Source organism: Streptomyces sp. NPDC045778, from assembly GCF_056431945.1.
In genome coordinates this window covers 295581-322469 of sequence record NZ_JBWKJZ010000003.1, presented here as the reverse complement: position 1 = coordinate 322469, position 26889 = coordinate 295581, and the positions used below count along the sequence as shown (strand labels likewise).

The window sequence follows — 26889 nt, the reverse complement described above, 5'->3', positions numbered from 1 at the left end:
TTGTAGCGGTGCGGGCGGGATCGGCGCGGTCGGGCCCGGTCACGAGGTCTCGAGTTCGTTGTCGAGGTAGCCGAAGAGTTCGTCGTCGGTGGCGGAGGCCACGTCGGACGCGGCGTCGTCGTCCGCGTCGCCGGCCCGTGCGTCGCTCCACTTGGCGAGCAGGGCGCGCAGCCGCAGGTCGGCCTTGGTGGCGGCGCCGTCGTCGGTGAGGGCGAGCAGCGCGTCCTCCAGCTGGTCGAGCTGGTCGAGCACGTTGGTGCCGGGCTCGGGCTCGGTGCGCGGCAGCAGCGTGAGGACGTGCCGGGTGATCGCTGCGGCCGACCCGTGGTCGAACACGAGCGTCGAAGGCAGCCGCAGGCCGGTGGCCTCGGTGAGCCGGTTGCGCAGTTCCACCGAGGTCAGCGAGTCGAAGCCGAGGTCCTGGAGGCCGCGGCCGGGGTCGATGTGGGTGCCGGCGGCGTGGCCGAGCACGGCCGCGACCTGGGCGCGGACGAGGTCGAGCACCGTCTGCTCGCGCTCCGCCGCGGACCGGCCCGCGATGACGTCGGCGAACGCGATGGTGGCGGGGGGCGCCGTGGTGACGCGGCGCGCGGGGGCGCGGACCAGGCCCCGCAGCATCGGCGGCAGGGTGCCGTCGGCGGCCTGCCCGCGCAGGGTCGCGGTGTCCAGGAGGACGGGGGCGAGGACCGCGCGGTCGTCCCGCGCCCCGGCGTCGAAGAGCGCGAGCGCGTCCTCGGTGGGCAGTTCGAGGACGCCGGAGCGGCCGAGCCGGGCCCGGTCGCCCCCGTCGAGGCCCGCCGTCATGCCGCTGGCGGCCGCCCACAGGCCCCAGGCCAGGGAGACGCCGGGCAGGCCGAGCGCGTGGCGGCGCCGGACGAGGGCGTCGAGTGCGGCGTTCGCGGCGGCGTAGCTCGCCTGGCCCGCGCTGCCGAGGATCCCGGCGGCCGAGGAGAACACGACGAACGCGGACAGGTCGGCGTCCCTGGTGAGTTCGTCCAGGTGCAGAAGCCCGTCGACCTTGGGGGCGAACACGTGGTGGAGCCGCTCCGGCGTCAGGGACTCCAGTACGCCGTCGTCGACGACGCCCGCCGTGTGCACGACCGCGCCGAGCGGCCGGTCGAGGGAGGCGAGGAGGGCCGCGAGGGCGTCGCGGTCGGCCACGTCGCACGCGGCCACGGACACCTCGGCGCCCAGCGCGGCCAGTTCGTCGCGCAGTTCACGGGCGCCTGCGGTCGCGAGTCCCTTGCGCCCCGCCAGGACGAGGTTCCGGACGCCGCGTTCGGTGACCAGGTGCCGGGCCACCAGGGCGCCGAGCGTGCCGAGGCCGCCGGTGACCAGGACCGGCCGGTCGGGGTCGAGCGGAGCGGGCACGGTGAGGACGGCCTTGCCGGTGGGCCCGGGCTCGCCGAGGTGGCGGTACGCCTCGGCTGCACGGCGTATGTCCCAGGTGCGCGTGGGCAGGGGGCTGAGGGCGCCCGCCTCGAACAGGGCCAGTACGTCGGTGAGGATCTCCTGGAAGCGGTCGGGGTCCGGCCGCTTCCCGTCGTACGCGGCGTCGAGCACCACGTCCGCGCCGTCGCCGGTCCCGGTCGTGTGCGCCTTCGCGCCCCAGTGGCGCGCGAGTTGCACGGCCGCCGTGCCGACGTCACCGTCCGCCGCGTGGACGAGGACGGTCTGGCCCCGGCGCAGCCGTGCCAGGTCGTGCAGGGCGTGGTAGGCGGTGACGAAGGCGTGGGCCTGTGCCGCGGCGCGGGCGAAGGACCAGTCGGCGGGCATCGGGGCGAGCAGCCTGCGGTCGGTGACGGCGAGCGGTCCGCGGCCCGTGGCGGCGCGGCCGAGCACGCGCTCGCCCACCGCCAGGTCGGTCACCTGCGCGCCGACCTCGGTCACCACGCCCGCGACGTCGTCGCCGTACGGTACGCCCTGGAGGTCGAGGCCCGCCGCGCGGACGGCGACGCGGACCTCGCCGGGCGCGAGGGGCGCGGCGGCGTCGGGGTGCGGCACGAGGGCGAGGTCTTCCAGGGAGCCGCCCGCCCCGGCGTCGAGCCGCCACGGGCCGCCCGCGGGCGGGGTGAGCAGGCCGTCAGGGGTGGCACGGGTGAGCCTGGGTGTCTTCACCTGGCCTGCGCGCACGGCCGTCTGGGGCTCGCCGGAGGCCAGGGCGGCGGCCAGGGCGAGGGCGGGGTCCGTGGTGTCGTCGAGGTCGACGAGGGCGAACCGGCCGGGGTTCTCCGTCTGCGCCGAGCGCACCAGGCCCCACACGGCGGCCTGCGCCGGGTCGGGCGTATCGGTGTCGACGGCGCCGCGGGTCACGAACACCAGGCGGGCGTGGGCGGTGCGCTCGTCGGCGAGCCAGTCCTGGGCCAGGCCCAGGGCCCAGGAGGCCGTCTCGCGCAGGGACTCGCCGCCCGTGCCGGAGGGGCGGGGGCAGGGGGCTAGCAGGTCGGTCACGCCGTCGAGGGCGTCGAAGCCGGACACGGTCGGCGCGGCGGTGCCGAGGTCGTCCGTGCCGAGGACGGCGGGCTCGGCCTGCCTGTCCCTTGCCTCTTCTGACTCTCCTGCCTCTTCTGACTCGTCAACGGGGACCCACTCCAGTGCGAGCAGGGCGTCCGCGGTGCGGGACGCGACCTTGCGCAGCTCCGCCGGGCGCATCACCAGGGACTCGACACTCGCCACGGGCCGGCCGGCCGGGTCCGCGACGGCCAGGGCCATCTCGTCCTGCCCGGTGGGCGACCAGCGCACCCGCAGGGTGGACGCGCCGACGGCGTGCAGCCGTACGCCGGTGAAGCCGAAGGGCAGCCGGGGGCCGCTGCCGGTCTCGTCGAGGGCGCGCAGCACGGGCGCGTGCAGGGCGGCGTCGAGCAGGGCGGGGTGCACGCTGAAGCCCTCGCCTCCGGTGCCGTCCGGCAGGCCCACCTCCACGTACACGTCGCGGCCGAGGCGCCAGGCGGCGCGCAGGGCGCGGAACACGGGCCCGTAGCCGTAGCCGAGTTCGGTGAGGCGGTCGTAGACGTCGTCGACGTCCATGGGCGTCGCGCCCTGCGGCGGCCACGCGGCGAGGTCGGTCGCCTGTGCGTCGCCGGTCGTGAGCGTGCCGGAGGCGTGCTCGGTCCACGGCGCGTCCCGGTCGGCGTCGCCGGCCCGGGCGTGCACGCGGACGCTCCGCCGTGCGTCGGTCTCCGCGCCGACGGCGACCCGCAGGTCGACGCCGCCGCGCTCGGGCAGGACGAGCGGTGCGTGCAGGGTCAGTTCCTCGACCGTGTCGAGGCCGCAGTGCGTGGCGGCGTGCAGGGCGAGGTCCAGGAAGCCCGTGCCCGGGAACAGGACCCGGCCGCCGACGCCGTGGTCGGCGAGCCACGGCTGGGTGCGCGTGGACAGCCTGCCGGTGAACACGACGCCGTCGGAGTCGGGAAGCGCGACCGCGGCGCGGAGCAGCGGGTGGCCGCCCGTGGCGACGCCGAGGGCGGCCGTCGCCCCGTCGCCCGCGGGGGCGGCGGTGAGCCAGTACCGCTCGTGCTGGAAGGCGTAGGTGGGCAGGTCCACGCGGCCGCCCCGGCCGCCGATGGCGGCGGCGAGGTCGAACCGCGCGCCGCGGACGTGGAGTCGGGCCGCCGCGTGGGTCAGCGCGTCCGGTTCGGGCCGGTCGGCGCGCAGCGTCGGTACGAACACGGCGTCGGGGGCGCTGTCCTGGCCCATCGTGGCGAGTGCGCCGCCGGGCCCGAACTCCACCATCGTCGTGACGCCCTGCGCGGCGAGGGAGGTGACGCCGTCGGCGAACCGCACGGGTTGGCGCACGTGCCGCACCCAGTAGTCCGGTGTGGTCAGCTCCTCGGCGCCGACGGGGGCGCCGGTCAGCGTGGACACGATCGGAATCGCGGGGGCCGCGAACGACACGCCCTCCAGGACCTGGCGGAACGCGTCGAGCATCGGCTCCATGAGCGGCGAGTGGAACGCGTGGCTGACCCGCAGCCCCGTCACCTTGCGTCCCTCCGCCTTGAGGCGGTCGGCGAGGGCGAGCACCTCGAGTTCGCTGCCGGAGAGGACCAGGGAGTTGGGGCCGTTGATGGCGGCGATGCCGACGTGCTCGGAGCACTCCGGGGCGATCTCGTCCTCGGTGGCCTGCACGGCGACCATGACGCCGCCGGAGGGCAGGGCCTGCATGAGCGCGCCGCGCGCGGCGACGATCGCGCAGGCGTCGGCGAGCGAGAACACGCCCGCCACGTGGGCGGCGGCGAGTTCACCGATCGAGTGGCCCGCGAGCGCGTCGGGCCGCAGCCCCCAGGACTGCCACAGCCGGTACAGCGCGACCTCGACGGCGAACAGCGCGGGCTGCGCGTACTCGGTGCGGTCGAGGAGGGCCTGGTCGTCGCCGAAGACCACGTCGCGCAGCGGCCGGGCGAGCAGCGGGTCGAGGTGGGCGAACACCTCGTCGAGCGCGTCGGCGAACACGGGGTGCGCCTCGTACAGGCCGCGGCCCATGCCGGTGCGCTGGGAGCCCTGGCCGGAGAACAGCACGGCGAGCGTGCCGCCGTCGGGGGCGCCGCGCAGGACCGCCGGGTGGTCGGCGCCCTCGGCCAGGGCGTCGAGGCCCGCGAGCAGTGCGTCGGTGTCGGTGCCGACCACGACCGCGCGGTGGTCGAGTGCGGCCCGTCCGGTCGCGAGGGTCGCGGCGACGTCCACCGGCGAGAGGCCGGGCCGCTCGTCCACGGCGGCCGTGAGGCGGGCGGCCTGCTCGCGCAGCGCGGTGGTGGTGCGGGCGGACAGGGCCCAGGCCAGCGTGCGGCCGTCGGGCTCGGTTGCCGGGGCTGTGGCGGGCTCGGCCTGTTCGAGGATGACGTGGCCGTTGGTGCCGCTGACGCCGAACGCGGAGACAGCTGCCCGCCGGGGCCTGTCGGCCTGCGGCCACGGCCGCTGCTCGGCGAGGAGTTCCACGGCGCCGGTCGTCCAGTCGACGTGCTGGGACGGCCGGTCGACGTGCAGGGTGCGCGGCAGTACGCCGTGGCGCAGGGCCTGCACCATCTTGATGACGCCGGCGATGCCCGACGCCGCCTGGGTGTGGCCGATGTTGGACTTCAGCGCGCCGAGCAGCAGCGGCCGCTCCGCGGGGCGGTCCTGGCCGTAGGTGGCGAGGAGGGCCTGCGCCTCGATGGGGTCGCCGAGCCGGGTGCCCGTGCCGTGGCCCTCGACGGCGTCCACGTCCGCCGCGGACAGGCCCGCGTTGGCGAGCGCCGCGCGGATGACGCGCTGCTGCGCGGGCCCGTTGGGCGCGGAGAGGCCGTTGGACGCGCCGTCCTGGTTGGTCGCGGAGCCCCGGACGACGGCCAGTACCTCGTGGCCGTTGGCGCGGGCGTCGGAGAGCCGCTCCAAGAGGACAAGGCCCGCGCCCTCGCCCCAGCCGACGCCGTCGGCGGCGTCGGCGAACGGCTTGCACCGGCCGTCGGGGGCGAGGCCGCCTTGGAGGCTGAACTCGGCGAAGGCCGTGGGCGACACCATGATGGCGGCGCCGCCCGCCAGGGCCATGGAGCACTCCCCCGACCGCAGGGCCTGGACCGCGAGGTGCAGGGCGACCAGGGACGACGAGCACGCGGTGTCCACGGTGACGGCGGGCCCGCGCAGGCCGAGGGCGTAGGCGATCCGGCCCGAGACGACGCTCAGCGCGTCGCCGGTGAGCCGGTAGCCGTCCATCTCGGGCGTGGCCTGCTCCAGGGTGCCCGCGTAGCTCTGCGGCGAGGCGCCGACGAACACGCCGGTGAGGCTGTCGCGCACCGAGGACGGGTCGATGCCCGCCCGCTCGAAGGCCTCCCAGGCCAGTTCGAGCACCTGCCGCTGCTGGGGGTCCATCGCGAGGGCCTCGCGCGGGGCGATGCCGAAGAAGCCCGCGTCGAAGCCGTCCGCGTCGTAGAGGAAGGCGCCCTCCAGGGTGCGGCTGCGGCCCTGGGCCTCGGCGTCGGCCGGGTAGAGCCGGTCGGGGTCCCAGCCCCGGTCGTCGGGGAAGGGCCCGATGGCGTCGCGCCCGGCGAGGACGAGGGACCACAGGTCCTCAGGTCCGCTGACGCCGCCGGGGAAGCGGCAGCTCATCGCCACCACGGCGATCGGCTCGTCCGCGTCGCGGGCCGCGGTCCGGCCCGGCGCGGCGGTCTGCCGCTCGCCGAGCACCAGCGTGCGCAGGTGCTGGGCGAGCGCCGTCGGCGTGGGGTGGTCGAACACGACGGTCGTGGGCAGCCGCACGCCGGCGGCCGTGTTGAGGCGCTTGCGCAGCTCGATGGCGGTGAGGGAGTCGAAGCCCAGTTCGCGGAACGCCCGGTCCGGTGTGACGGTGTCGGGCCCCTCGTGGCCGAGGACCGCCGCCGCGTGGTCGCGGACCAGGTCGAGCAGGAGCCGGTCGCTCTCGGCGTCGGTGAGCCCGGCGAGGCGGTCGGCGAGGCCCCCGCCTGCGGCGGGCCGCTCGGCCGCGTCCTGCGCGGCGAGGGCGAGGACCTCGGGAATCTCGCTGATCAGCGGGCGCGAGCGGGCGGCGGTGAAGCCGGGGGCGAAGCGGGCCCAGTCGACGTCGGCGACCGTCAGGGTCGGCTCGCCCGTCGCGAGGGCGGTGGCGAGCGCGCCGACCGCGAGTTCGGGCCGCATGGGGCGCATGCCCCTGCGGCGCAGCTGCTCGTCCAGGTCGCCGGTCACCATGCCGCCGCCCGCCCACATGCCCCAGGACACCGAAGTGGCGGGCAGGCCGGCGGCGCGGCGGCGCTCCGCGAGGCCGTCGAGGAAGGCGTTGGCCGCTCCGTACGCGCCCAGTTCGCCGCTGCCCCAGACCGCGGAGCCCGAGGAGAACAGGACGAACGCGTCGAGGTCGCGCCCGGCGCACAGCTCGTCGAGGTGGGCCGCACCGCCGGCCTTCGCCGCGAGGGCGTACGCGAGGTCCGGGACGTCGGTGTCGGCGAGGGGCAGCGACGGCACGGTGCCCGCCGCGTGGAAGACCGAGCGGACCGGCGTGCCGTCGGCGTCGAGCCGCGCGAACAGGTCGGCGAGCGCGGCGCGGTCGGCGGCGTCGCAGGCGGCGACGGTGGCCCGGACGCCCAGCGCGGTCAGCTCGGCCTCCAGTTCGCGGGCGCCGGGGGCGTCCGCGCCGCGGCGGCTGGTCAGCACGATGTGCTCGGCGCCGTTGCCCGCGAGCCAGCGGGCGACATGGCCGCCGATGGCGCCGGTGCCGCCGGTGATGAGGACGGTGCCGGCGGCCCGCCAGGCGGGGGCCGCCGCCGGCGCGGGGGCCGGTGTCAGGCGCCGTACGGAGGTGCCGGAGGCCCGGATCGCCAGCTGGTCCTCGTCCGTCCGGCCGGCGAGGGCGGCGGCGAGCCGCGTCGCGGCCCTGGCGTCGGGGGCGGGGGGCAGGTCGACGAGGCCGCCCCAGCGGTCCGGGTGCTCCAGGCCGACGGCGAGGCCGAGGCCCCACGTCTGGCTCTGCGCCGGGTGGGTCAGCGGGTCGGAGCGGCCCACGGACACCGCGCCCGTGGTGGCCAGCCACAGCGGCGCGCCGATCCCGGCGTCGCCGAGCGCCTTCACCAGCGCGAGGGTGGCCGAAAGGCCGCTCGGGACGGCGGGCGCCGCCGGGTCGGGCCGCTCGTCGAGCGCCAGCAGGGACAGTACGCCGCTGGGGGCGACGGCCGCGGCGCGCAGCGACTGCGTGGAGCCGTCGACCTCCAGGACGTCGGCGCCGTGGGCGCGCAGCGCCTCGACGGCCGCCGCGCGCCACGGGTGCTCCGCCTCCGAGGGCGAACCGACCACCAGCCACGTGCCGGTGAGGGCGGGCGCGGTGGCGGCGCCGAGCGGGCGCCAGGTGATCCGGTGGCGCCACGCGTCGACGGTGGACCGCTCCTGGCTGCGGCGCCGCCAGTCGGCGAGGCTGGGCAGGACGTCGGTCAGGGGCGCGTCGGCGGGCACGTCCAGGGTCGCGGCCAGGTCGCCGCGCTCCACCGCGGACCAGAACTCCGCGAAGGCGGGGTCGTCGCCCGCGGTCGTACGGGCCGTCTCCTCCAGCCAGAACCGCCTGCGCTGGAAGGGGTAGGTGGGCAGGTCCACATGGCGTGCGGCGGGCACCGTGGCGCGCCAGTCGAAGGGCAGGCCCTCCACGTGGGCCTCGGCGGCGGACAGCAGGAAGCGGTCGAGGTCGCCGTCGGTGCGGCGCAGCGTGCCCACGACGACGGCCTCGGTGTCGGCCGCGTCCAGGGTCTCGCGCACTCCGAAGGTGAGCACGGGGTGCGGGCTGCACTCGACGAACACGCCGACGCCCCGGTCGAGGAGGCCGCGCGTGGCCTCCTCGAAGCGCACGGTGTTCCGCAGGTTCCGGTACCAGTAGCCGGCGTCCACCTCGGCCCCGGTCAGCCACTCCCCGGTGACCGTGGACAGCATGGGCACGCGTGCGGTACGGGGCTCCACCGCGGCCAGCAGGCCCGCGAGTTCCTCCTCGATGTGCTCGACGTGCGGCGAGTGCGACGCGTAGTCCACCGGAATGCGACGGGCCCGTACCTCGTCGGCGGCGCAGGACTCGACCAGCTCGTCCAGCGCGTCGGCGTCGCCCGCCACCACCACCGAGCGGGGGCCGTTGACCGCCGCGACCGAGATCCGGCCGGCCGAGGGCGCGATCCGCTCGCGCGCCTCCTCGGCCGTCACGGCGAGGGACACCATGCCGCCCTGGCCCGAGAGCGCCAGGATCGCCTTGCTGCGCAGCGCGACCACCCTGGCGGCGTCGACGAGGGACAGCGCACCCGCCACGTGCGCGGCGGCGATCTCGCCCTGGCTGTGCCCCACGACCGCGTCCGGCTCCACGCCGTACGAGCGCCACAGCGCGGCGAGGGAGACCATCACCGCCCACAGCGCCGGCTGCACCACGTCGACGCGCTCCAAGGCGGCCGCGTCGGCCAGGACGTCGTACAGCGACCAGTCCACGTACGGGGCGAGCGCGTCGGCACACGCGTCCAGGGAGGCGCGGAAGACCGGCGACGAGCGTGCCAACTCCGTGCCCATGCCCAGCCATTGCGAGCCCTGGCCGGGGAACACGAACGCCACCTTGCCCACGGGCCGGGCGACGCCGATCGCCACGCGGGCGGACTCGGCCCCGTGCGCGACGGCGGCCAGCGCGTCGGCGCCGCCTCCGATCACCACGGCCCGGTGGTCGAACACCGCCCGGGACAGCAGCGTGTCCGCCATGTCGGCAGGCGCCGACACCTCGGCGGCCAGGGCCAGTCGGGCGGCGTGGGCGCGCAGGGCGCCCTCCGTGCGCGCGGAGAACACCAGCGGCAGGGGCGTCGACGCGGCCGGGGTCTCCGGGTGCGCGGGGGTGTCGTCGGGCGCCTGCTCCAGGACGGCGTGGGCGTTGGTGCCGCTGATGCCGAACGAGGACACGGCGGCCCGCCGGGGGCGCGCGACCTGGGGCCACGGCGTGGTCTCGGTGACCAGGGACACCGCGCCCGACGACCAGTCGACGTGCGGTGTGGGCTCGGTGATGTGCAGGCTCCTGGGCAGCACGCCGTGGCGCAGCGCGAGCACCATCTTGATGAGGCCCGCGACGCCGGACGCCGCCTGTGTGTGGCCGATGTTGGACTTCACCGAGCCGAGCAGGAGCGGCCGGTCGGCCGGGTGTTCCTGGCCGTACGTGGCGAGCAGCGCGTCCGCCTCGATCGGGTCGCCCAGGCGCGTGCCGGTGCCGTGCGCCTCGACGGCGTCGACCTCGGCGGCCGGTACACCGGCGTCGGCGAGCGCCTGCCGGATCACCCGGCGCTGCGCGGTGCCGCTGGGGGCGGTGAGGCCGTTGGACGCGCCGTCCTGGTTGATGGCGGTGCCCTTGATCAGGGCGAGGACGGGGTGGCCGTTGCGCCGGGCGTCGGAAAGGCGTTCCAGGAGCACCATCGTGGCGCCCTCGGCGAGTCCGAAGCCGTCCGCGCTCGCCGAGAACGCCTTGCACCGTCCGTCGGGGGCCAGCGCGCGCTGCCTGCTGAACTCCACGAAGAGCCCCTGCGACGGCATGACCGTGACGCCGCCCGCGAGGGCCAGGGGGCACTCGCCGCGCCGCAGCGACTGCACGGCCACGTGCAGGGCGGCCAGCGACGAGGAGCACGCGGTGTCCAGGGTGACGGCGGGGCCCGCGAAGCCGAAGGTGTAGGAGAGCCTGCCGGAGGCGACGCTCGCGGTGTTGCCGGTGAGGAGGTAGCCCTCCAGGTCCGCGGGCGCCTCGTGCAGGCGCGGGCCGTAGTCCATCGTCATGGCGCCCACGAACACGCCGGTACGGCTGCCGCGCACCTCGGCGGGGTCGATGCCGGCCCGCTCCAGCGCCTCCCAGGAGATCTCCAGGAGCAGCCGCTGCTGGGGGTCCATCGCCAGTGCCTCGCGCGGCGAGATGCCGAAGAACTCCGGGTCGAACTGGTCGGCGTCGTGCAGGAACCCGGCCTCACGCTGGTAGTAGCCACCGGCGCGCTCGGCGTCCTCGTCGTAGCGCCCGTCGAGGTCCCAGCCGCGGTCGGTGGGGAACGCGGTGACGCCGTCGCCGCCCTCGGACAGCAGCGCCCACAGGTCCTCGGGGCTGCGCACGCCGCCGGGGAGGCGGCAGCTCATCGCGACGACGGCGATCGGCTCGTCGTCACCGGCCGCCGTGCGGGCCACCAGCTCTGCGTTCTCTGCGTTCTCTGCGTTCTCTGCGTCCTCGGTCGGCGTGCCGAGCAGGACCCGGTCGATGTGTGTGGCGAGCCCCCGGCACGTCGGGTTGTCGAACACCGCCGACACGGGCAACTTCAGGCCGGTGGCCGCGTTGAGCAGGTTGCGCAGGGTCACCGCGCCTGCCGAGTCGAGGCCGAGTTCCAGCAGCGGCGCGTCCATGTCGGCGGTGGGCTCGACCTCGCCGACGACGGCGGCCAGTTGGGCGCGGACCAGGTCGAGCAGGAGTCCCCGGCGGTCGGGGGCGTCCGTGAGCCGGTCGGCGAGCGACGGGGCGGGCTCGGCCGCGGGCTCCGCGTGCAGGGGGTAGCCCGGCAGCGGCACGGCGCGGGCGTCCCGGCCCGCGAACACCGCCTCCCAGTCGGGGAGTACGCCGTGCGTGTGCAGTTCGCCGAGGGCGGCGGCCATCTGGTCGGCGCCGCCCCGCCCCTTGCGCAGCGTGCCGACGGCGACGGCGTCCACGGCGGCGTCCTCGGCGGTCTCCTGCACGGCCTTGGTGAGGACAGGGTGCGGGCTCGGTTCGAGGAACAGGCGGTGTCCTGCGGCCAGTGCGGCGCGCGTGGCGCTCTGGAAGTCGGCGGTGCCGCGCATGTCACGGCACCAGTGGTCCGCGGTGAGGGTGAGCGGGTCGACCCTCCCGCCCGTGGTGGCCGTGTAGATCGGCACGTCCGTCGGGCGGGGGCGGATCGGGGCGAGTCCTGCGCGCACCTGGTCGAGGACGGAGTCGACCTGGCGGCCGTGCGCCGCGATGCGGATGGCGATGCTCCGGGCCCTGACGCCGTCGGCGGCGAGTTCGGCGATGAGCGCCGTGGCCTCGTCCTCGGTGCCGGAGACCAGGACGGACCCCGGAGCGTGCACGGCGGCCAGGTCGAGTCCGTCGTAGCGGGTCAGGCGCTCGCGTACGTCGTCGGCGGAGGCGAGGACGGAGATCATCACACCGCGTTCGAGCAGGTCCGTCTGTGCCTGGCTGAACAGGGCCATGGCCCGCGCGCCGTCCTCCAGGGACAGCGCGCCCGCGACCGTCGCCGCCGGGATCTCGCCGGCGCTCGATCCGATCACGGCGCCGGGCCGCACGCCCCAGAACCGCCACAGCGCGGACAGGGCCACCATCATCGCCCAGAGGGCGGGCTGCCCCACGTCCGGCCGGTCGAGGGACGGTGTGTCCGTCTTGCCGCGCAGTACGTCCATCACGGGCCAGTCCACGTACGGCGTGAGGGCGTCCGCGCAGGCGTGCAGGTGCTCGGCGAACACCGTCGACGCGGCGAGGAGTTCGTCGGCCATGCCCAGCCACTGCGGGCCGTGCCCGGGGAACACGAAGGCGATGCCCTCCGCGGGGTCGCCGGCCGGGGACGGTGGGACGAGACCCGGCAGGGCCGAGCGGCCCTCGCTGAGGGCGAGGAGGTCGTCGGCGAGCCGGGCGCGGTCCCCGCCGATCAGTACGGCGCGCCGGGCGAGCGCGGGCCGGGTGGTGGCGAGGGAGTAGGCGAGGTCGACGACCGGCAGCTCCGGCTCGGCGTCGAGCAGTGCGCGCAGGTCGGCGGCGCGCGTCCGCAGCGCCTCCGGGCTGTGTGCCGACAGGGGGACGGGCACGGCGGGCCCGTCCTGCACGGTACGGCCGGGGCCGGGCCTGCCCGAGCGCAACGCGGCTTCGACCAGGGCGGGGACCGTGTCGGGCCACTCGCCTTCGCTGCCATCGCTGCCTTCGCTGCCCAGCCGGTAGGCGAAGACCGCGTTCCGCGCGCTGTCCTCGCGCCCGAGCACGACGAAGGCTCCGCCGTCCCCGACGAGCGCCACGTCGCAGTCACCGGACCGGAGGGCGGCGAGGGCCTCGGCGAGAGGGGTGTCCGACCGGCGCGAGAGGCCAGAGGGGCCCGAGGAGCCCGAGAGGCCGAGCACCCGCGCCAGCTCGCCGGCGGCGCCCCCGCCCGCTTCGCCCTCGCGCGCTCCGTCGCCGCCGCCCGCTCCGGCGGCTGCCGCGAGGAAGACTCCGACGCCCGTCCGGTCGCCCGCGCCGATGCCCGCGTCCTCACAGGCCGCCCACGCCGACTCCAACTCGCCCGTGCGGTCCACGGCGTCGCCCGCCCGGTCCACGGACTCGCCCGCCCGGTCCACGGACTCGCCCGCCCGGTCCGCGAGTGGCGCCGTCCGGTCCACGGGCAGCGGCACACCGGTCAGCTCGGTCAGTACACCGGGATTCCGCTCTGCCCGCACTGGTGCCACGGGCGCGGCCCCGATGACGACGACATTGCTGGTGCCCACTCGTCGTGATTCGCACATGGCAGTCTCCGCCCCCGTGAGTCGTCCACTAGAACTGAACGCGTGGTTCGTGACCCGAATTGGATCGAGCCTTTCTCAGCCAATACTCCGCAACAACGAGCGCAAGTCAAAACCAGCTCTTCAAAAAATGTCAACCGACGACCATTTTCGGACTGGCGCGCTCGCGCTGTCGTTTACATCGCGCTTACAGCACGTTTACGAGCGGCGCCAGGCCGGGCAATGCCCGCCGGGCGTACGGACTCCCGGAGTTCACTGAGCGGACTTCCCGAATCTGCGCGTTCCTAGACGGCCACCGGTAGATCCGCAGGGCTCACTCCTGCCTCATGGCGCAGGAAGTGTTGCCCCATCGGGCAGAAATCGCGGGAAACCCCGGATGGCCAGAACGGCCACATCAGAGCCATGCGCCGGGCGCTACCGACCGGACAACCGCCCGGTTCTGGCCACGAGGTCGTGTTATCGCGCCACGCCTTAATAAGTCATTACTGTCGTGGAACGTCGGCGGAAAGAGATGCCTCACCCCTTGCGCGAGGGGCGCCACGCCCGGGTACGCGCGGATCTGCCGCCGAGAGGGAGCTGGGCCACGGCGGGCCGACGCGGCTCCGGCGGCCACACCCCGAGAAACTGCATGTCGAAGCGCTGCTGAGCGGCCTCTGACCGCTGGGCGCAGAGCACACTCGGGGCGATGTGGCGAGAGCGCCGCCCTCCCGGGTGATCACTTCACGCCACCGCCGGAGGACTGCCCAGGGCGGCGAGACGGCCGGTCAGGTCACGGCCGCGAGGAGGGAAGAGGGGGCCGGCACGATTAGCGCGCACGATTAGCGCGCACCGGCCGCTCACAGGGGCGCGGAAAGGCATCGCGCACACGCCAATTTCCCCGACCGGAGTCAGGCCAGAGTCGGGCCGGGTTCGGTGCTGGCGATACGTGAGCTGATTTCTTGATGCCGTATTCAGCGCGGCTCGGGCAGAGCCGACCGTCCGAATGGGCCTTCAGGTGACAGTTCAATGCGGCACGCCGCGAAGTACCGGAATTCACAGGGCGGCCACGGGGGTCAAGCCCCTCTTCTCCACACCCCCCGTGCGGACATCGGCCTCGTCGCAGATATCCAGGAAGCCACACCCCGTGAAGCCTGGTCGGATGCGCAGCCACCTCACGCCGGGGCGGGCGGGTGCGTTATCCGTACTCTCAAGCAGGAACCAACCCTAGCCCGATAGGTGCCGCCCGCACCAGACGCTCTTTCTGTGGCCATCGGCGACGAAAACAACATTCCCCCACCCACCCGTCGGGCCCGCGTCCCGGCCAGGAACGCCCGCGCGGATATGCCGCAGCGAACCATCGGGCCCACCGTCACCTGGCGTTACTCTGCGTAATTTTGCGACTGCGATAGTTGCCTGTGGCACATGCCAGTGGCCGGGCGCGGACTTCGAAGAGGAAGCTTCCGTGCCCGTTTGGTCACTCCGGCGCTCCGTTTCCTGCCCGCTTCGGGCCCTTCCACATGCTCTCCGTGGCCCAACTCACATGCCCGGGGCCGCCGGTGCGACACAACCGGCGGCAGCGACACGAGCACCGCCGCCGGGGCCGGGAAGCGGACCGCTCAGCGCGGGTGAACAGCGAACCGATGGCGGCCACCAGGGCAGGCAGGCGGAGGCGACGCCCAACCCCCCGGGGTCTAGGCTCCGTTGACATGCATGTAGTCGCGGTCCTGGCGCTCGACGGGGTGTCGGCGTTCGACCTGTCCATCCCCTGTCAGGTGTTCGCCCTCGCGACCCGCCCCGACGGCTCACCCGTGTACGACGTACGTGTCTGCGCCGACCGGACCGTGACCGCGATGGCGGGGCCTTCGGCTCCGTTCCGGCTCTCCACCCCCTACGACGTGGAGGACGCGCGCGGCGCGGACACCGTGGTCGTCCCCGGGCTGCCCGCGGAGCGCCCCCCGCACCCGCGTGCCGTACGGGTGTTGCGGGACGCCGCGGACCGGGGCGCCCGGATCGCGTCCATCTGCACGGGGGCCTTCGCCCTCGCCCACGCCGGGCTGCTCGCCGGGCGGCGCGCCACCACGCACTGGCGGTTCGCCGACGCCCTGTCCGAGCGGTACCCGGACACCCACGTCGACCCGTCCGTGCTCTACGTCGACGAGGGGCAGGTGCTCACCTCGGCCGGGATCGCCGCCGGCCTCGATCTGTGCCTGCACATGATCCGCCTCGACCACGGTGCGGCCCTCGCCGCCCGCGCGGCGCGGATGCTGGTGATGCCCCCTCAACGTACGGGCGGACAGGCGCAGTTCATCGAGTACCGCACGCCCGAGGGTGACTCGGCGGACCTCGGCCCCACCTTGCAGTGGATGCGGGACAAGCTCGGCGAACCCCTCAGCCTCACCGACATCGCCGCCCACGCCACGATGAGCCGCCGCAGCCTGGCCCGCCACTTCCGCGCCCAGACGGGCACCACGCCCTTGCGCTGGTTGCTCGCCCAGCGCGTGCAGCGCGCCCGCGAGTTGCTGGAGACGACGTCGCTGCCGCTGGCAAGGGTGGCGGAGACCACCGGCTTCGGCTCCCTGGAAGCCCTCCGCCACCACTTCGTCCGGCAGGTCGGCACGACGCCCTCCGCCTACCGGACGTCCTTCCGCGCCTGAGCGTGCTCCACGGAGCGGCTGAGCGCACTCACCGGGGGCAGCAGAGCACGCGCTTGGGAGCGGCAGAGCACGCGCTTCGGTGCAGCAGGGCACGGTCTTCGGAGCGGCTGAGCACGCTCTTCGGAGCCGCTGAGCCGTACGCAACCCTGTGCCGCCCGGCCCGGTGGCCTGGCCGCATCTTGCGCGTCGCAGGCACGCGCACCGGTGCCGCTGCTCGCCGACGGCCGCGAGACTGAAGGCGTTTCCGCGCCCCGGCCCCGGCCGGGAGCGCGCCCTCCCGCCGTCTTCCCGGAGGCCCCTTCATGCCACCCCTGTCCGGAAGCACCCCTTCGCTCCCTGCGGCCGCCGACCGTCCCCCGCGCCGCGTGCGGGTGCACACCGTGCTCTACGACGGCGTCGAGGAGCAGGACTTCGCCGGTCACGTGGAGGTGTTCGGCATCGTCGGCGAGGACCGGCTCACGCAGTCCTTCGTCACCCCGGACGACTCCCGCCGGGTCAGGACGTCCGCGGGGATCGACATCGTCTGCCGGGATCCGTGGTCGCCCCGCGGAGCGGACGTGATCGTCGTGCCCGGGGCGGGGTACGGCGACGGCTCGGCCCTCCAGCGGGAGGTGCGGCGCGGTGTCCTGCCCGCCGCCCTGGCTGCCGCCCGCAGGCACGGGGTGGTGCTCGCGGGGGTGTGCACGGGCACCATGCTGCTCTCCGCCGCCGGGCTCACCGCCGGGCGTCCCTGCACCACCCACCACGTCGCGGTCGACGACCTGCGGAAACAAGGCGGGCGCGTGGTCGCGGGCCGGGTCGTCGACGACGGTGACCTCGTCACCTGCGGAGGTGTCACCTCCGGCATCGACCTGGGGATCTGGCTCGTCGAGCGGTTCTTCGGAGCCGACACGGCCCTCTTCGCCGAGGAAGTACTCGAATACGAACGCCGTGGAGCGGTCCACGTGACGTGACCGACCCGCCCGCGCGCCCGGACACCCACCCCGCGCACACCCCCCAGCCGCCCGCACCCACCCACCCCACGAGACGAGACGAGACGACCCCGTGAACCGACGTACTCTGCTGCGCACCGCGACAGCCCTGGGGGCCACGGGCCTCGCGACCGGCGTCTCCACCGACGCGTCCGCCACGACCAGTTCCTCGTCCCCGGGACGCCGCGGCCCGCTCCGCGTGCACGTCGTCCTGTTCCAGGGCGTGGAGGAACTCGACCTGGCCGCGCCCTACGAGGTGTTCAGCGCCTCCGACCACTTCACCGACCGCGACGTCGAAGTCCACTACGTCACCCTGGACGGCCTGCGCACCGTCAAGGCCGCCTACGGGACCACGCTCCGCGTCGACCGGCGGTGGGCCCCGGACAAGGCGGACCTCCTCGTCGTGCCCGGTGGCGGGTACGCCCGCAAGGAGGCCCCCGGGGTCTGGGCGGAGATCCGGCGCGGCGCCCTGCCCCGCGCCCTGGCCGAGGCGCGGCGCCCGGGCCTTACCATCGCCGGTCTGTGCACCGGCGTGATGATGCTCGCCGCCGCCGACGTCACGCGCGACCGCCCCTGCACGACCCACCACAAGGCGCGCGCCGACCTCGCACGACAGGGAGGCGTACTGAAGAACGCGCGCGTCGTCGACGACGGTGACCTGGTGACCGCCGGAGGTGTCACCTCGGGCCTCGACCTCGCGCTGTGGCTGGTCCGCCGCGAACTGGGCGCCGACGCCGCGCTGGGAGTCGAGCAGATCCTCGAGTACGAGACCCGCGGAACGGTCTGGACGGCCCCCCGGCACACTCCCCTCCCGCAGCGCCCCTGAGCCCCGTGAAGCGGCGGGGTGTCGTGTGAGTAGGGTGCTCGGTGGTGCTGCCGTGACGACGGGATGACGCTCGCCCCACCGGCGGCACCGCTCACACGAACAGGGGGGTGCGGGGGCGCCGCTGTGGAGAGGGATGGATGATGCGCAAGGTCACGGCTGCGATGGCACTGGGCCTGTCCGTCGTGCTGCTGACGGGCTGCGGCGGAGGTGACTCCGACTCCGAGGGCACCAAGGGTTCGACTCCGCACGCGGGCAACAAGACACAGCAGGCGCAGCAGGACGAGGGCAAGGACTCCGCCGCCGGGGCCACCGGTGTCGACGGGATGTGGAAGCCGATCAACAAGAGCCCGATCGCCACCATGAAGATCACCGGGAACACCGTCACCACCACGGGCAAGTTGGCCTGCCCCGGCACCCTCAAGCCCGGCAAGAAGAAGTCGGTCATCACGCTGGACTGCGAGACGAAGGACCCGGAGCGCTCGCGGGGCACCCTGGAGCTGGACAAGGACGGCACGCACCTCTACGTCTCCTGGGACGGCCCCGCCTGGGGCAACATCCTCGACTCGCTCCGCCGGGCCTGAGCAGGCAGTCCGCACCTCACCCGCACGGCCCGGCCGAGGCGGTCCGCACCTCACCCGCACGGCCCCGCCGGGGTGCTCCGGCCTCCCGGAGTACGCAGGATGGTGCATCGGGCCAGGTGGAGAGGTGGAGCACGGCGTGGCGGGACATGCACGGGCAGGGCACGAGTGACGGCCTCGGGCAGGGCCGCACGGCTGCTCGCGCGCCTGGCGCTGCTGGCGGCGGCCGGCACCTTGGTGGTGCTGGTCGTCGCACTGCGTGAGGGCGGCCTCCTGATCCTCGGGGCCGGGCTCCTCGGGCTCGTCGTCTGTGCCGCGGGCGTGTGGTGGCTGCTCGCGCACCGGGGCGCGGTGCGCCTGCTGGGGGCGCTCGTCGCGGTGGCCGCGCCCGTCGCGGTCCTGGTGTACTTCGCGTACGACGGCCTGTGGCTGGCGGCGCTCGTCCTGATGCTGTGCTGGGGCGCCACGCTGCTCTGCGCCCGGGCCGCGCTGCGCCAGTCGGTCGCGCGGCGGACCCGGCGGGCGGTCACCGCGGCGCGGCCGCGGCAGCCGGTGCTCATCATGAACCCGAAGTCCGGCGGCGGAAAGGTCGACGACTTCCAACTGCCGCAGCGGGCCCGGGAGCTGGGCGCCCGCGTGCTCCTGCTCGACCCGGACGCCCCGGCCGATGTCGCGGACCTGGCCCGCCAGGCGGTGGCCGACGGCGCGGACCTGCTCGGCGTCGCGGGCGGCGACGGCACCCAGGCCCTGGTCGCGTCGATCGCCGCCGAGCACGACCTGCCCTTCCTCGTGATCTGCGCGGGCACCCGCAACCACTTCGCCATGGACCTCGGACTCGACCGCTCCGACCCCGCCCGCTGCCTCGACGCCCTCACCGACGGCGAGGAACTGCGCGTCGACCTCGGCGACGTCGCGGGCCGCGCCTTCGTCAACACCGTCTCCTTCGGCGTCTACGCCGACGTCGTACAGCGCCCCGAATACCGCGACGACAAGGCAGGCACGGCCCTGAACCTCATGCCCGACCTGCTGACCGGCGAAGCGGTCCGACGGCTCGACGCGCGGGCCGACACCACCGCGCTCACCTCCCAGCAGGCGCTCCTGGTCAGCAACAACCCCTACGGCTCCCCCGACGACCTCGGCGCCAGCGGCCGCCGCCCCCGGCTCGACAGCGGTGAACTGGGGGTGCTCGGCATCCGCGTGGAAGGCGCGGCCCAGGCCGCGGACCTGGCCGTGCGCGGAGCACAGTCCACCGGCCTGACCGTCCTGACGGCGCGCCGGGTCGAGGTGACCTGCGACGCGGACGAGATCCCCGTGGCGGTCGACGGCGAGGCCCTGCGGATGCCCACACCCGTCGTCTGCACGCTGCGCCCGGGCGCCCTGCGGGTCCTGGTGCCCCGCGACCGCCCCGGCAGCGTGCCTCCCGCACCGCCCGTGAACTGGCGGCGCGTCATCGACCTCGCCCTCAGCCGACCCGGACGAGCCCCGGAAGGGGGGACCCGTGACTGACCAGAGCCCCGAGCCGGCCGCCGGCTCGACCCACCACGCCGAAGCCTCGGCAGCCCTGTCGGCCGCGTCAGCCGTCCTCACCGATCTCCGCGCGGTCGACGGCGCGCTGTACGCCGCCGTGGCCGCGACGCCCACGCCCACCCTGGACCGGGCCCTGCGACGCCTCTCGCACGCGGCCGACCACTCGAAGATCTCCCTCGCCGTCGCGGCCGGCCTCGCCCTCGTGCCGGGGCGCCCCCGGCACGCGGCCCTGGTCGGCGTCGGAGCGGTCGCGCTGGCCTCGGTGACGGCGAACCTGTTCGGCAAACGCATGGTCCGCCGCCGACGGCCCGACCGTGAGCAGGCCCGCGTCGTCGTGGACCGGCACGTGCCGATGCCGGAGTCGGCGTCCTTCCCCTCCGGCCACACGGCCTCGGCCACTGCCTTCGCCACCGCCGTGGGCGTCGTGCTCCCGGTGGCGGCGGTCCCGCTCGGGGCCCTCGCGGTCGCCGTCGGCTACTCCCGCGTCCACACCGGCGTGCACTACCCGGGCGACGTCGCGGCGGGCGCCGTCCTCGGCTTCGCCGCCGCGGCCACGTCCCTGACCGCCCTGCGCGCCCCGCTGCGCCGCCTCACGATCTGAACCCTCCCTGGCGCCCGGGGCCGCCTGCTAGAATGATCCAGTTCGCCTTCGGCGCCCCAACGGGTGCGTCCGGAGGCTTTTTTCATGCCTTCAGACACCTCGGCGTCCAGTACGCCCGCCACCACCAGTTACCGAAACCTGCTCCGCAACCGCGAGTTCACCGGCCTGTACGCGAGCCTCACCCTGGAGGTCGCCGCGAGCACCCTGTCGGGCTTCGCGCTCGGCACGCTGGTCGACCAGCGGACCGGCTCCCCGTTCCTGACAGCCGTGAGCATGTACGGCGCCACCTTCGCCACGGTGCTAGGCGCGTTGACGCTGATGTCGGTCGCGGACGGGAGCCGCCCCCGCCGGACCCTCGTCACGCTCCAGTGCGTCTCGCTCATAGGCGTCGCCGCACAGGCGGTACCGGGGCTGCCGCTGGCCGCCCGGTTCGGCCTGCTCCTCGTCCTGGGGTTCTTCCAGTCCCTGGGAACCGGCACGCGGATGGGCCTGCTCGCCGAGGCGGTGCCGACCTCCTCGTACGCCCTGGCCCGGTCGCTGATGAACATCACCACGGGCGGCATGGCCGTCCTCGGCTACGCCGTCGGCGCCGTACTCCTGCGGTACGTGAGCCCGCAAGAGGTCTTCGCCGCCGCGACGACCCTGATCGGAGGGGCGGCGGCCGTGGTGGCGATGACCGTCCGGGAGCGCTCGATCCGGCTGGCCCCCCGGCCCGGCCTGCGCCGGACCTGGACCACGAACGTCGCGCTCTTCTCCCACCCCGGCCGGCGCGCGCTGCTGCTGAACCTGTGGGTGCCCAACGGTCTGATCGCCGGCTGCGAGGCGCTGTTCATCTCCTACGCCCCCAAGCACGCGGGCACCTTCCTGGCCGCGGGCTCGGCGGGCATGCTCCTCGGTGACCTCACCGTCGGCCGGCTCCTCACCGCCGACCAGCGACGCCGCTGCGCCTTCGCCCTGCGCCTGCTGCTCGCGCTCCCCTACCTGCTGTTCGCCGTGCACCCGCCCGTGCCGGCGGCGACAGCCGCGGTGTTCATCGCCAGTGCCGGCTTCGCCGCCACCCTGCCGCTCCAGGAACAGCTCCTCGCGCTGACTTCCGACCCGGTCCGCGGCCAGGTGCAGGGAGTCGAGTCCGCCGGCCGCATGACATGGCAGGGCATCGGGGCGGCGATCGCCGGTGGTCTGGCGCAGCACTCCACGCCCCAGACGGCGATCACGGTCGCGGCGGCCCTCTCCGTCGCCGTCACCGTTGTCTCCCGTCCCTTCGTGGCGCGCGCCCGAACCGTCCGCGTGGAGACGACCGACAAAACCTGCTGATCGCTCACCGGCGGCAACCGCCCACGCGAACGACATCGCGCGAGGTCGACGGGGAGCGCCCCGGTCACTCCCCCGTGTGCGCTCGCGAGGCACCGCCCGCGGTGCTCTTCCCGGGCAGGCCCGAGCGGGCCGCAGCCGCGTGCAGGGAGCGCAGGGCCAGCACGAGGACGCCGATGTCGTCCAGGTAGATGGGGTCCGGGAGGAGGTCCACCGGCGAGATCACGTAGATCAGAGCACCCCAGAAGGCCAGCTTGTTCTCCACGGGAATGCCCGCTTCGCGCAGCAGGCGCCGGGCCCGCACGAGCCGTACGAGCAGCACGAGCGCGGCGACCGCAGCCGCCACGAGTACCACCGCCACGATCACGAGCAGCACCACCGGCCAGTGATCCGTCATGGTTTGCCTCCGGCTGTGCGGCCCGGGCCTCGCGTGGCGCGGGGCCGTCTGTTGCGCGACGGGTACCCCGGCGGCCCGCGACCCACGCAAGGGGGCGGGTTCCCTCACCCGACAGGCGGTGCGACCGTCAGGCAGCCTCGCGCAGGGCCGACTGGCGTCAGCACCCGCTGACGAACCACCGGGCACCGAGGGGCCGGTCGCCTCCCGGTGCCCGGGGGCGCGCGTCTGACGCCGCATAGGATCCGATCACCAGACGCGGCCTGCTTCAGCGCCGTGCCGACTTCGTCCCTGGAGGCGACATGAGCAGCGCTCTTCTCGTGATGGACGTCCAACGGGCCATCGTGGACATCGCCGACGACGGCTCCGGATACCTGCCGCGCGTACGCAAGGCGATCGACGGGGCCCGGGCGGCGGACATACCCGTGATCTACGTAGTCATCGCGCTGCGCCCCGGGTTCCCGGAAGTCGGCACCCGCAACAAGGCCCTGGCGTCCATCGCGCGAGCAGGCCTCTACGTCGAGGGCTCCCCCGGCACCGAGATCCACCCCGACATCGCGCCCCGGCCGGGGGACGTGGTGGTCACCAAGAGGCGGGCGAGCGCGTTCTCGGGCAGCGATCTCGACGTGGTGCTGCGGGCTCGCGGCATCGACAACCTCGTCCTCACCGGCATCGCCACCAGCGCGGTCGTCCTTTCCACGCTGTGTCAGGCCAATGACCTGGACTTCGGCCTCACCGTCCTGTCCGACGCCTGTCTGGACACCGACCCGCAGTTGCACCAGGTCCTCATCGACCGGCTGTTCCCGCAGTGGGCCGACGTGGTCACCGTCGACGACTGGGTCAAGGCGAGCGGGCCTCAGTAGCGCCCCTCGCGGAGGCCGGCCACGAGGCACTACGCGCCGCCCCGCGAGCGCGGCTCCTCCATGCGCGCCAGCCACGTGGTGAGCAGCTCTTCGAGTGAGGCGGCCTCCGCGGGGGTCAGGAGGCTCAGCAACTGGCGCTCGTTGCGCATGTGGTCGGTGAACGCCTCGTCGATCAGCTCGCGTCCGGGCTTGGTGAGGGCGACGATCCGGCCGCGCTGGTCGTCGGCGGAGCGGCGCCGGGTGACCAGTCCGGCCCGCTCCAGGCGGTCGATCCGCTTCGTCATCGCCCCAGTCGTCACCATGGTGTGCGCGGCCAGCTCGCCGGGCGCCCGCTCGTACGGGGCGCCGGCGCGGCGCAGGGCGCAGAGCACGTCGAACTCCCCCTCGCCGAGGCCGTAGTGCCCGTAGACGAGGCAGAGCTGCTCGGTGAGCTGCTCGGCCAGGCGGTGCAGGCGGCCGATCACCCCCTGCGGGGAGACGTCCACGTCGGGCCGCTCGCGGCGCCAGTCGACCTGAATGCGGGCCACGCGATCCAGTGACCGCCGGTCTTCCACGCCCACCACTTCCACCTCTTCCACGCACGCCTCCTGACCTGCGCACCCATATTAGCTTCCCGGGAAGCTATATTGCCTTCCATGGAAGCTAATGCACGATGGGTAGCGCTGACCGCGGTCGCCCCGGTGGCCTGGGGGACCAACTACTTCGTCACGCACGAGTACCTCCCCGCGGACCGCCCGCTGTCCGGAGCCGCCCTGCGCGCGCTGCCCGCGGGGCTCCTGCTGCTCGCCCTGTGCCGGCAGCGGCCGCGCGGCGCGTGGTGGTGGCGGTCCGCGGTGCTCGGGCTGCTGAACGTGAGCGTGTTCTTCGTGCTCGTCTACATCGCCTCGCAGCTCCTGCCGACGAGCGTCGCCGCCACGGTCATGGCGGTGTCCCCGCTGACGATGATGCTGATCGCCTGGCTCCTGGTGGCCGAACGCCCCAGCGTCACGCACCTGTCGGGCGCGGCGGTCGGACTCGCCGGGGTGTGCCTCATGGTGCTCACGGGGGTGGAGGGGGTGAGCGTGCCGGGTGTCCTCGCCTCGGCCGCGGCCATGCTGATGTCGTCCTTCGGCTACGTCCTGGCCAAACGCTGGAGCGGGGACGCCGACGTCCTCGCCTCGACCGCGTGGCAGCTCACCGCGGGGGGCTTGTATCTGCTCCCGGCCGCCGCCGTCGTGGAGGGGCCGCCCGCCGCGCCCTCCCTGTCGGAGGTCCTCGCGTTCGTGTACGTCGCGCTGGCCGGCACCGCCGTGGCCTTCGCGGCCTGGTTCGCGGGGCTGCGTCATCTGCCCGCGGGGACAGTGGGCCTGATCGGGCTGCTCAACCCGTTCGCGGGCGTGCTGCTCGGCACGGCGGTCGCCGCGGAGGTGCTGACCGTGCAGCAACTGTGCGGCCTCGCCCTGGTGTTGGCGGGGGTCGTCCTCGGCCGCCCCGCAGGCGCGCGCCGCCCCGAGGAGACCCCTGTCTCCGGCGGGGACCCCGCGCGAGAAGCCTCTGCCTGCGGCCCCCGGTGAGGTCCCTTCCAGCCCGGCGCCCCCGAGGCGCGCCAGCGACCCGGGCAGGAGACCCCGCCGGGTGACCAGCGTGGAGGCGCCGGCGCGAGGCCGGCGCCAGAGCAAGGTCAGGCGCGTCGCTGGGCGGCGGCCCGGCGCTGCCGCTTGCCGAGCGGCGCCTGGGAGAGGTCCTCGGCCTGGGCGCGGAGGTTCTTGTAGCCGTAGCCGCGCTGCGTCAGCCATGCCTTCGCCGTCTCCTCGGCGTGCTCGGTGGCCTCCAGGATGTCCTCCTCTTCCTCCCCCTCGGCCTGGAAGCGGAAGGTGAAGGCGGGCCGCGCGGCGATGTCGTAGCTGAGGTGCCCCTCGGGCGTGAAGGCGGCGCGCAGCATGTCGTGCTCGGCGGCCCGGGCCAGGAGTTCGGCCCGCTGGTCGGGGTCAAGCCCGTCGAAGACACCGCGCACAGTGATGCGGAAGGTACGAGTACTCATCCGGCGACCTTAACCAGCGGGAGCGTACCGGCTCCACCGCGTTACGCGGTGCCCCGGCCGTCACGCCTCGCCCGGCTCCCGCGCCTCCATGCGGCGCCGCACCTGGTCCTCCTGGGCCAGGCGCCGCAGCAGTTCGAGTACGGGACCGGAGAGGGCGAGGACGATCACCGCCTGCTCGGCCAGGGCGGGTGAGTCGTCGAAGTCGGCCGCGCGTTCGAGGTCGAGGCGGGCGATCGACCGGGCCAGCTCCCCATAGGCGGCGAGCCGGTCCAGGCGGTAGTTGGCGTCGAGCCGCCGCAGCTCCCGCAGGACCGTCGTCAGGCCCTGGACGTGCGGGGAGTCGTCGGGGACCTGCCAGTCCATGGCCGCGATCAGGTCCGCGGCGTCCGCCTCGGCCGCCGCTTCGGCCGCCGCCTCCAGCCGCTCGTCCCCGGCCGGGGCCTGGGCGACGGGCACCGGAAGGGCGTAGCTGATCGCCTTCAGCGTGCCGTCGGTGCTGTCGGCCTGGTCGACCGCCGCGAGGACGTCCCCGGTGGCGGCGATGGACAGGCCGCCCAGCGTCGTCAGGGCCTTGATCAGGCGAAGGCGCTGGACATGCTCCTCGCCGTACTCGGCCAGGGTCGCGGCCGTCGCGCGGCCCGCGGGCAGCAGCCCCTGGCGCCGGAAGTACTTGATGCTGGCGACCGGTACGCCGGTCCGCTGGCTTAGCTCGGAGATTTTCACGCGGCTTCCTCGACGACGGGGGACGCGTCCCGGCACCCCCTCACGGCAATTGGACACCACCAACTCGATACTGTCACTATCTAACGCTGGATACCTCAAGTATCTAGTTACGTAGCGTCATCGCACTGGAGCGTCCATGCCTTCCCCTCAGCCCTCGTCCGCGCTCCGCAGCCCCCGGCTGTGGATCGGGACGGGCATCATCGTCGCGGTGGTCTCCACCTTGTTCGCCCTGCTGTATGTGGGCGGCAACGTGAACCCCAAGGGCAACCTGCGCGACCTGCCCGTCGCGCTGGTCAACAACGACCGCGGCGCGGGCGAGGGTGACCGGCACGTCAACATCGGCGACCAGGTCGTCTCCGGCATCAAGAAGGCCGCCGCGGACAACGACAGCTTCGACTGGCAGGTCCTCAGCCAGGCCGAGGCCGACAAGCGCCTCGGCCAGGGCAAGGTGTACGGCGCCCTCGTCGTGCCGAAGGACTTCACCGCGACGGTCAGCGGGCTCACCGGCGCCCAGCAGAAGAACCCCGCCGCGCCGACCCTGAAGGTCCTCACCAACCAGGCGGCCGGCAGCTTCGGCTCGTCCATGGCCAGCCAGGCCACGCAGAAGGCCGCCCACGCCGCGTCCGCGCAGCTCGGCAAGGAACTCCTCAGCCGGGCGGGCCAGCAGAAGGCCCCGCTCGCCCCCGCCGCCCGGCTGATGCTCACCGACCCGGTGACCGTGCAGGTCGCCGACGGCCACCCGCTGGACACCCACAGCGCGATGGGCCTGAGCGCCTTCTACTACGCCCTGGTCCTGCTCGTCTCCGGCATGCTCGCCGCCAACGTCATCCACTCCCAGGTCGACACCGCGCTCGGCTATCTGCACTCCGACTTCGGCCCGTTCCGCCAGCGCAACCCGCTGCGCCGGACCAGCCGGGTGCGCACCCTCGCCGTCAACTCCGTCCTGATGCTCGGCCTCTCCGTGGTCATGGGCTCCCTCGTCGAGCTGGCCACGGTCGGCGTCCTCGGCATGGACGCGTCCCACCTCGGCCTGCTCTGGCTCTACTCCGTGGGCACCATCGCCGTCGTCGGGCTCAGCGCCCTGGGCCTGCTCGCCGTCTTCGGCACCCCCGGCATGCTGCTCTCGACCATCGTCTTCGTCGCCATGGCCGTCCCCTCCTCCGGCGCCACGGTGCCGCTGGAGGCGCTGCCCGGGTTCTTCCGCGCGCTCGCCGAGTTCGAGCCGCTGCGCCAGCTCACCGGCGGCCTGCGCTCCCTGCTGTACTTCGACGCCCAGGGCGACGCCGGACTGACCCGCGCCTGGCTGTCCATGGGCATCGCCCTGGTCGTCTCCCTGCTGTTCGGCTTCGGCATGACCCGCCTGTACGACCGCAAGGGCCTGCACCGCGTGCCCGCCGTGCCGGCCGGGGCCACCGAGGCCACGCCGGAGCCCGCGTCGGTCTGACGCGAACCCCCGGGCGGACCTCTCCAGCG

15 protein-coding genes are annotated in these 26889 nt (G+C 74.5%); 10 read left to right on the top strand and 5 right to left on the bottom strand.

Annotated features, from left to right (window positions below; genetic code table 11):
- Positions 1 to 39: 39 nt before the first annotated feature.
- Positions 40 to 12972 carry a type I polyketide synthase gene (locus AC07GB_RS05980; RefSeq protein WP_478842013.1) on the bottom strand — a complete coding sequence of 4311 codons (12933 nt, stop codon included), beginning with the start codon at positions 12970 to 12972 and terminating at the stop codon, positions 40 to 42.
- A gap of 1682 nt (positions 12973 to 14654) precedes the next feature.
- Here AC07GB_RS05980 and AC07GB_RS05975 point away from each other — a divergent pair.
- The 7 genes from AC07GB_RS05975 (at position 14655) to AC07GB_RS05945 (ending at position 21419) form a co-directional block, all read left to right on the top strand.
- The gene (locus AC07GB_RS05975) at positions 14655 to 15602 is read left to right on the top strand and encodes a GlxA family transcriptional regulator (protein ID WP_478842012.1); all 948 of its coding nucleotides are present in this window, start codon (positions 14655 to 14657) and stop codon (positions 15600 to 15602) included.
- Between the two features lie 302 nt (positions 15603 to 15904).
- Positions 15905 to 16555 (top strand): DJ-1/PfpI family protein, encoded by a 651-nt coding sequence (locus AC07GB_RS05970; RefSeq protein ID WP_478842011.1) that lies wholly within the window; start codon positions 15905 to 15907, stop codon positions 16553 to 16555.
- Between the two features lie 91 nt (positions 16556 to 16646).
- Positions 16647 to 17399: a DJ-1/PfpI family protein gene (locus AC07GB_RS05965; RefSeq protein WP_478842010.1), complete on the top strand. Its 753-nt coding sequence runs from the start codon at positions 16647 to 16649 to the stop codon at positions 17397 to 17399.
- Between the two features lie 137 nt (positions 17400 to 17536).
- On the top strand, positions 17537 to 17980 hold the full coding sequence (locus tag AC07GB_RS05960; RefSeq protein WP_478842009.1) for a hypothetical protein: 444 nt from the start codon (positions 17537 to 17539) through the stop codon (positions 17978 to 17980).
- 165 nt (positions 17981 to 18145) lie between these two features.
- Positions 18146 to 19483 (top strand): diacylglycerol/lipid kinase family protein, encoded by a 1338-nt coding sequence (locus tag AC07GB_RS05955; RefSeq protein ID WP_478842008.1) that lies wholly within the window; start codon positions 18146 to 18148, stop codon positions 19481 to 19483.
- A gap of 55 nt (positions 19484 to 19538) precedes the next feature.
- Entirely contained in the window at positions 19539 to 20105 is a 567-nt protein-coding gene (locus AC07GB_RS05950; protein ID WP_478842074.1) for a phosphatase PAP2 family protein, read from the top strand.
- Between the two features lie 84 nt (positions 20106 to 20189).
- Complete coding sequence (locus tag AC07GB_RS05945; RefSeq protein ID WP_478842007.1) at positions 20190 to 21419, top strand: MFS transporter; 1230 nt, start codon at positions 20190 to 20192, stop codon at positions 21417 to 21419.
- A 64-nt stretch (positions 21420 to 21483) separates the two neighbouring features.
- On the opposite strand, the gene AC07GB_RS05940 is transcribed toward AC07GB_RS05945, so the two are convergent.
- Positions 21484 to 21813 (bottom strand): YkvA family protein, encoded by a 330-nt coding sequence (locus AC07GB_RS05940; RefSeq protein ID WP_478842006.1) that lies wholly within the window; start codon positions 21811 to 21813, stop codon positions 21484 to 21486.
- A gap of 299 nt (positions 21814 to 22112) precedes the next feature.
- Between AC07GB_RS05940 and AC07GB_RS05935 the strand changes: the two genes are divergently transcribed.
- Entirely contained in the window at positions 22113 to 22673 is a 561-nt protein-coding gene (locus tag AC07GB_RS05935; RefSeq protein WP_478842005.1) for a cysteine hydrolase family protein, read from the top strand.
- A gap of 29 nt (positions 22674 to 22702) precedes the next feature.
- Here the strand turns inward: AC07GB_RS05935 and AC07GB_RS05930 are convergent, their stop codons facing one another.
- A complete protein-coding gene (locus AC07GB_RS05930; protein WP_478842004.1) occupies positions 22703 to 23251 on the bottom strand; it encodes a MarR family winged helix-turn-helix transcriptional regulator in 549 nt (182 codons plus the stop codon).
- Positions 23252 to 23308: 57 nt separating this feature from the next.
- On the opposite strand from AC07GB_RS05930, the gene AC07GB_RS05925 reads away from it, so the two are divergent.
- On the top strand, positions 23309 to 24226 hold the full coding sequence (locus AC07GB_RS05925; RefSeq protein ID WP_478842003.1) for a DMT family transporter: 918 nt from the start codon (positions 23309 to 23311) through the stop codon (positions 24224 to 24226).
- Positions 24227 to 24333: 107 nt separating this feature from the next.
- On the opposite strand, the gene AC07GB_RS05920 is transcribed toward AC07GB_RS05925, so the two are convergent.
- Both AC07GB_RS05920 and AC07GB_RS05915 read right to left on the bottom strand, forming a co-directional pair.
- Positions 24334 to 24693, bottom strand: a complete 360-nt coding sequence (locus tag AC07GB_RS05920) for a DUF6204 family protein (protein WP_478842002.1) — start codon at positions 24691 to 24693, stop codon at positions 24334 to 24336.
- A 60-nt stretch (positions 24694 to 24753) separates the two neighbouring features.
- Positions 24754 to 25416, bottom strand: a complete 663-nt coding sequence (locus AC07GB_RS05915) for a MerR family transcriptional regulator (RefSeq protein ID WP_478842001.1) — start codon at positions 25414 to 25416, stop codon at positions 24754 to 24756.
- Positions 25417 to 25552: 136 nt separating this feature from the next.
- Between AC07GB_RS05915 and AC07GB_RS05910 the strand changes: the two genes are divergently transcribed.
- A complete protein-coding gene (locus tag AC07GB_RS05910; RefSeq protein WP_478842000.1) occupies positions 25553 to 26860 on the top strand; it encodes a YhgE/Pip domain-containing protein in 1308 nt (435 codons plus the stop codon).
- The last annotated feature ends 29 nt before the right edge of the window (positions 26861 to 26889 follow it).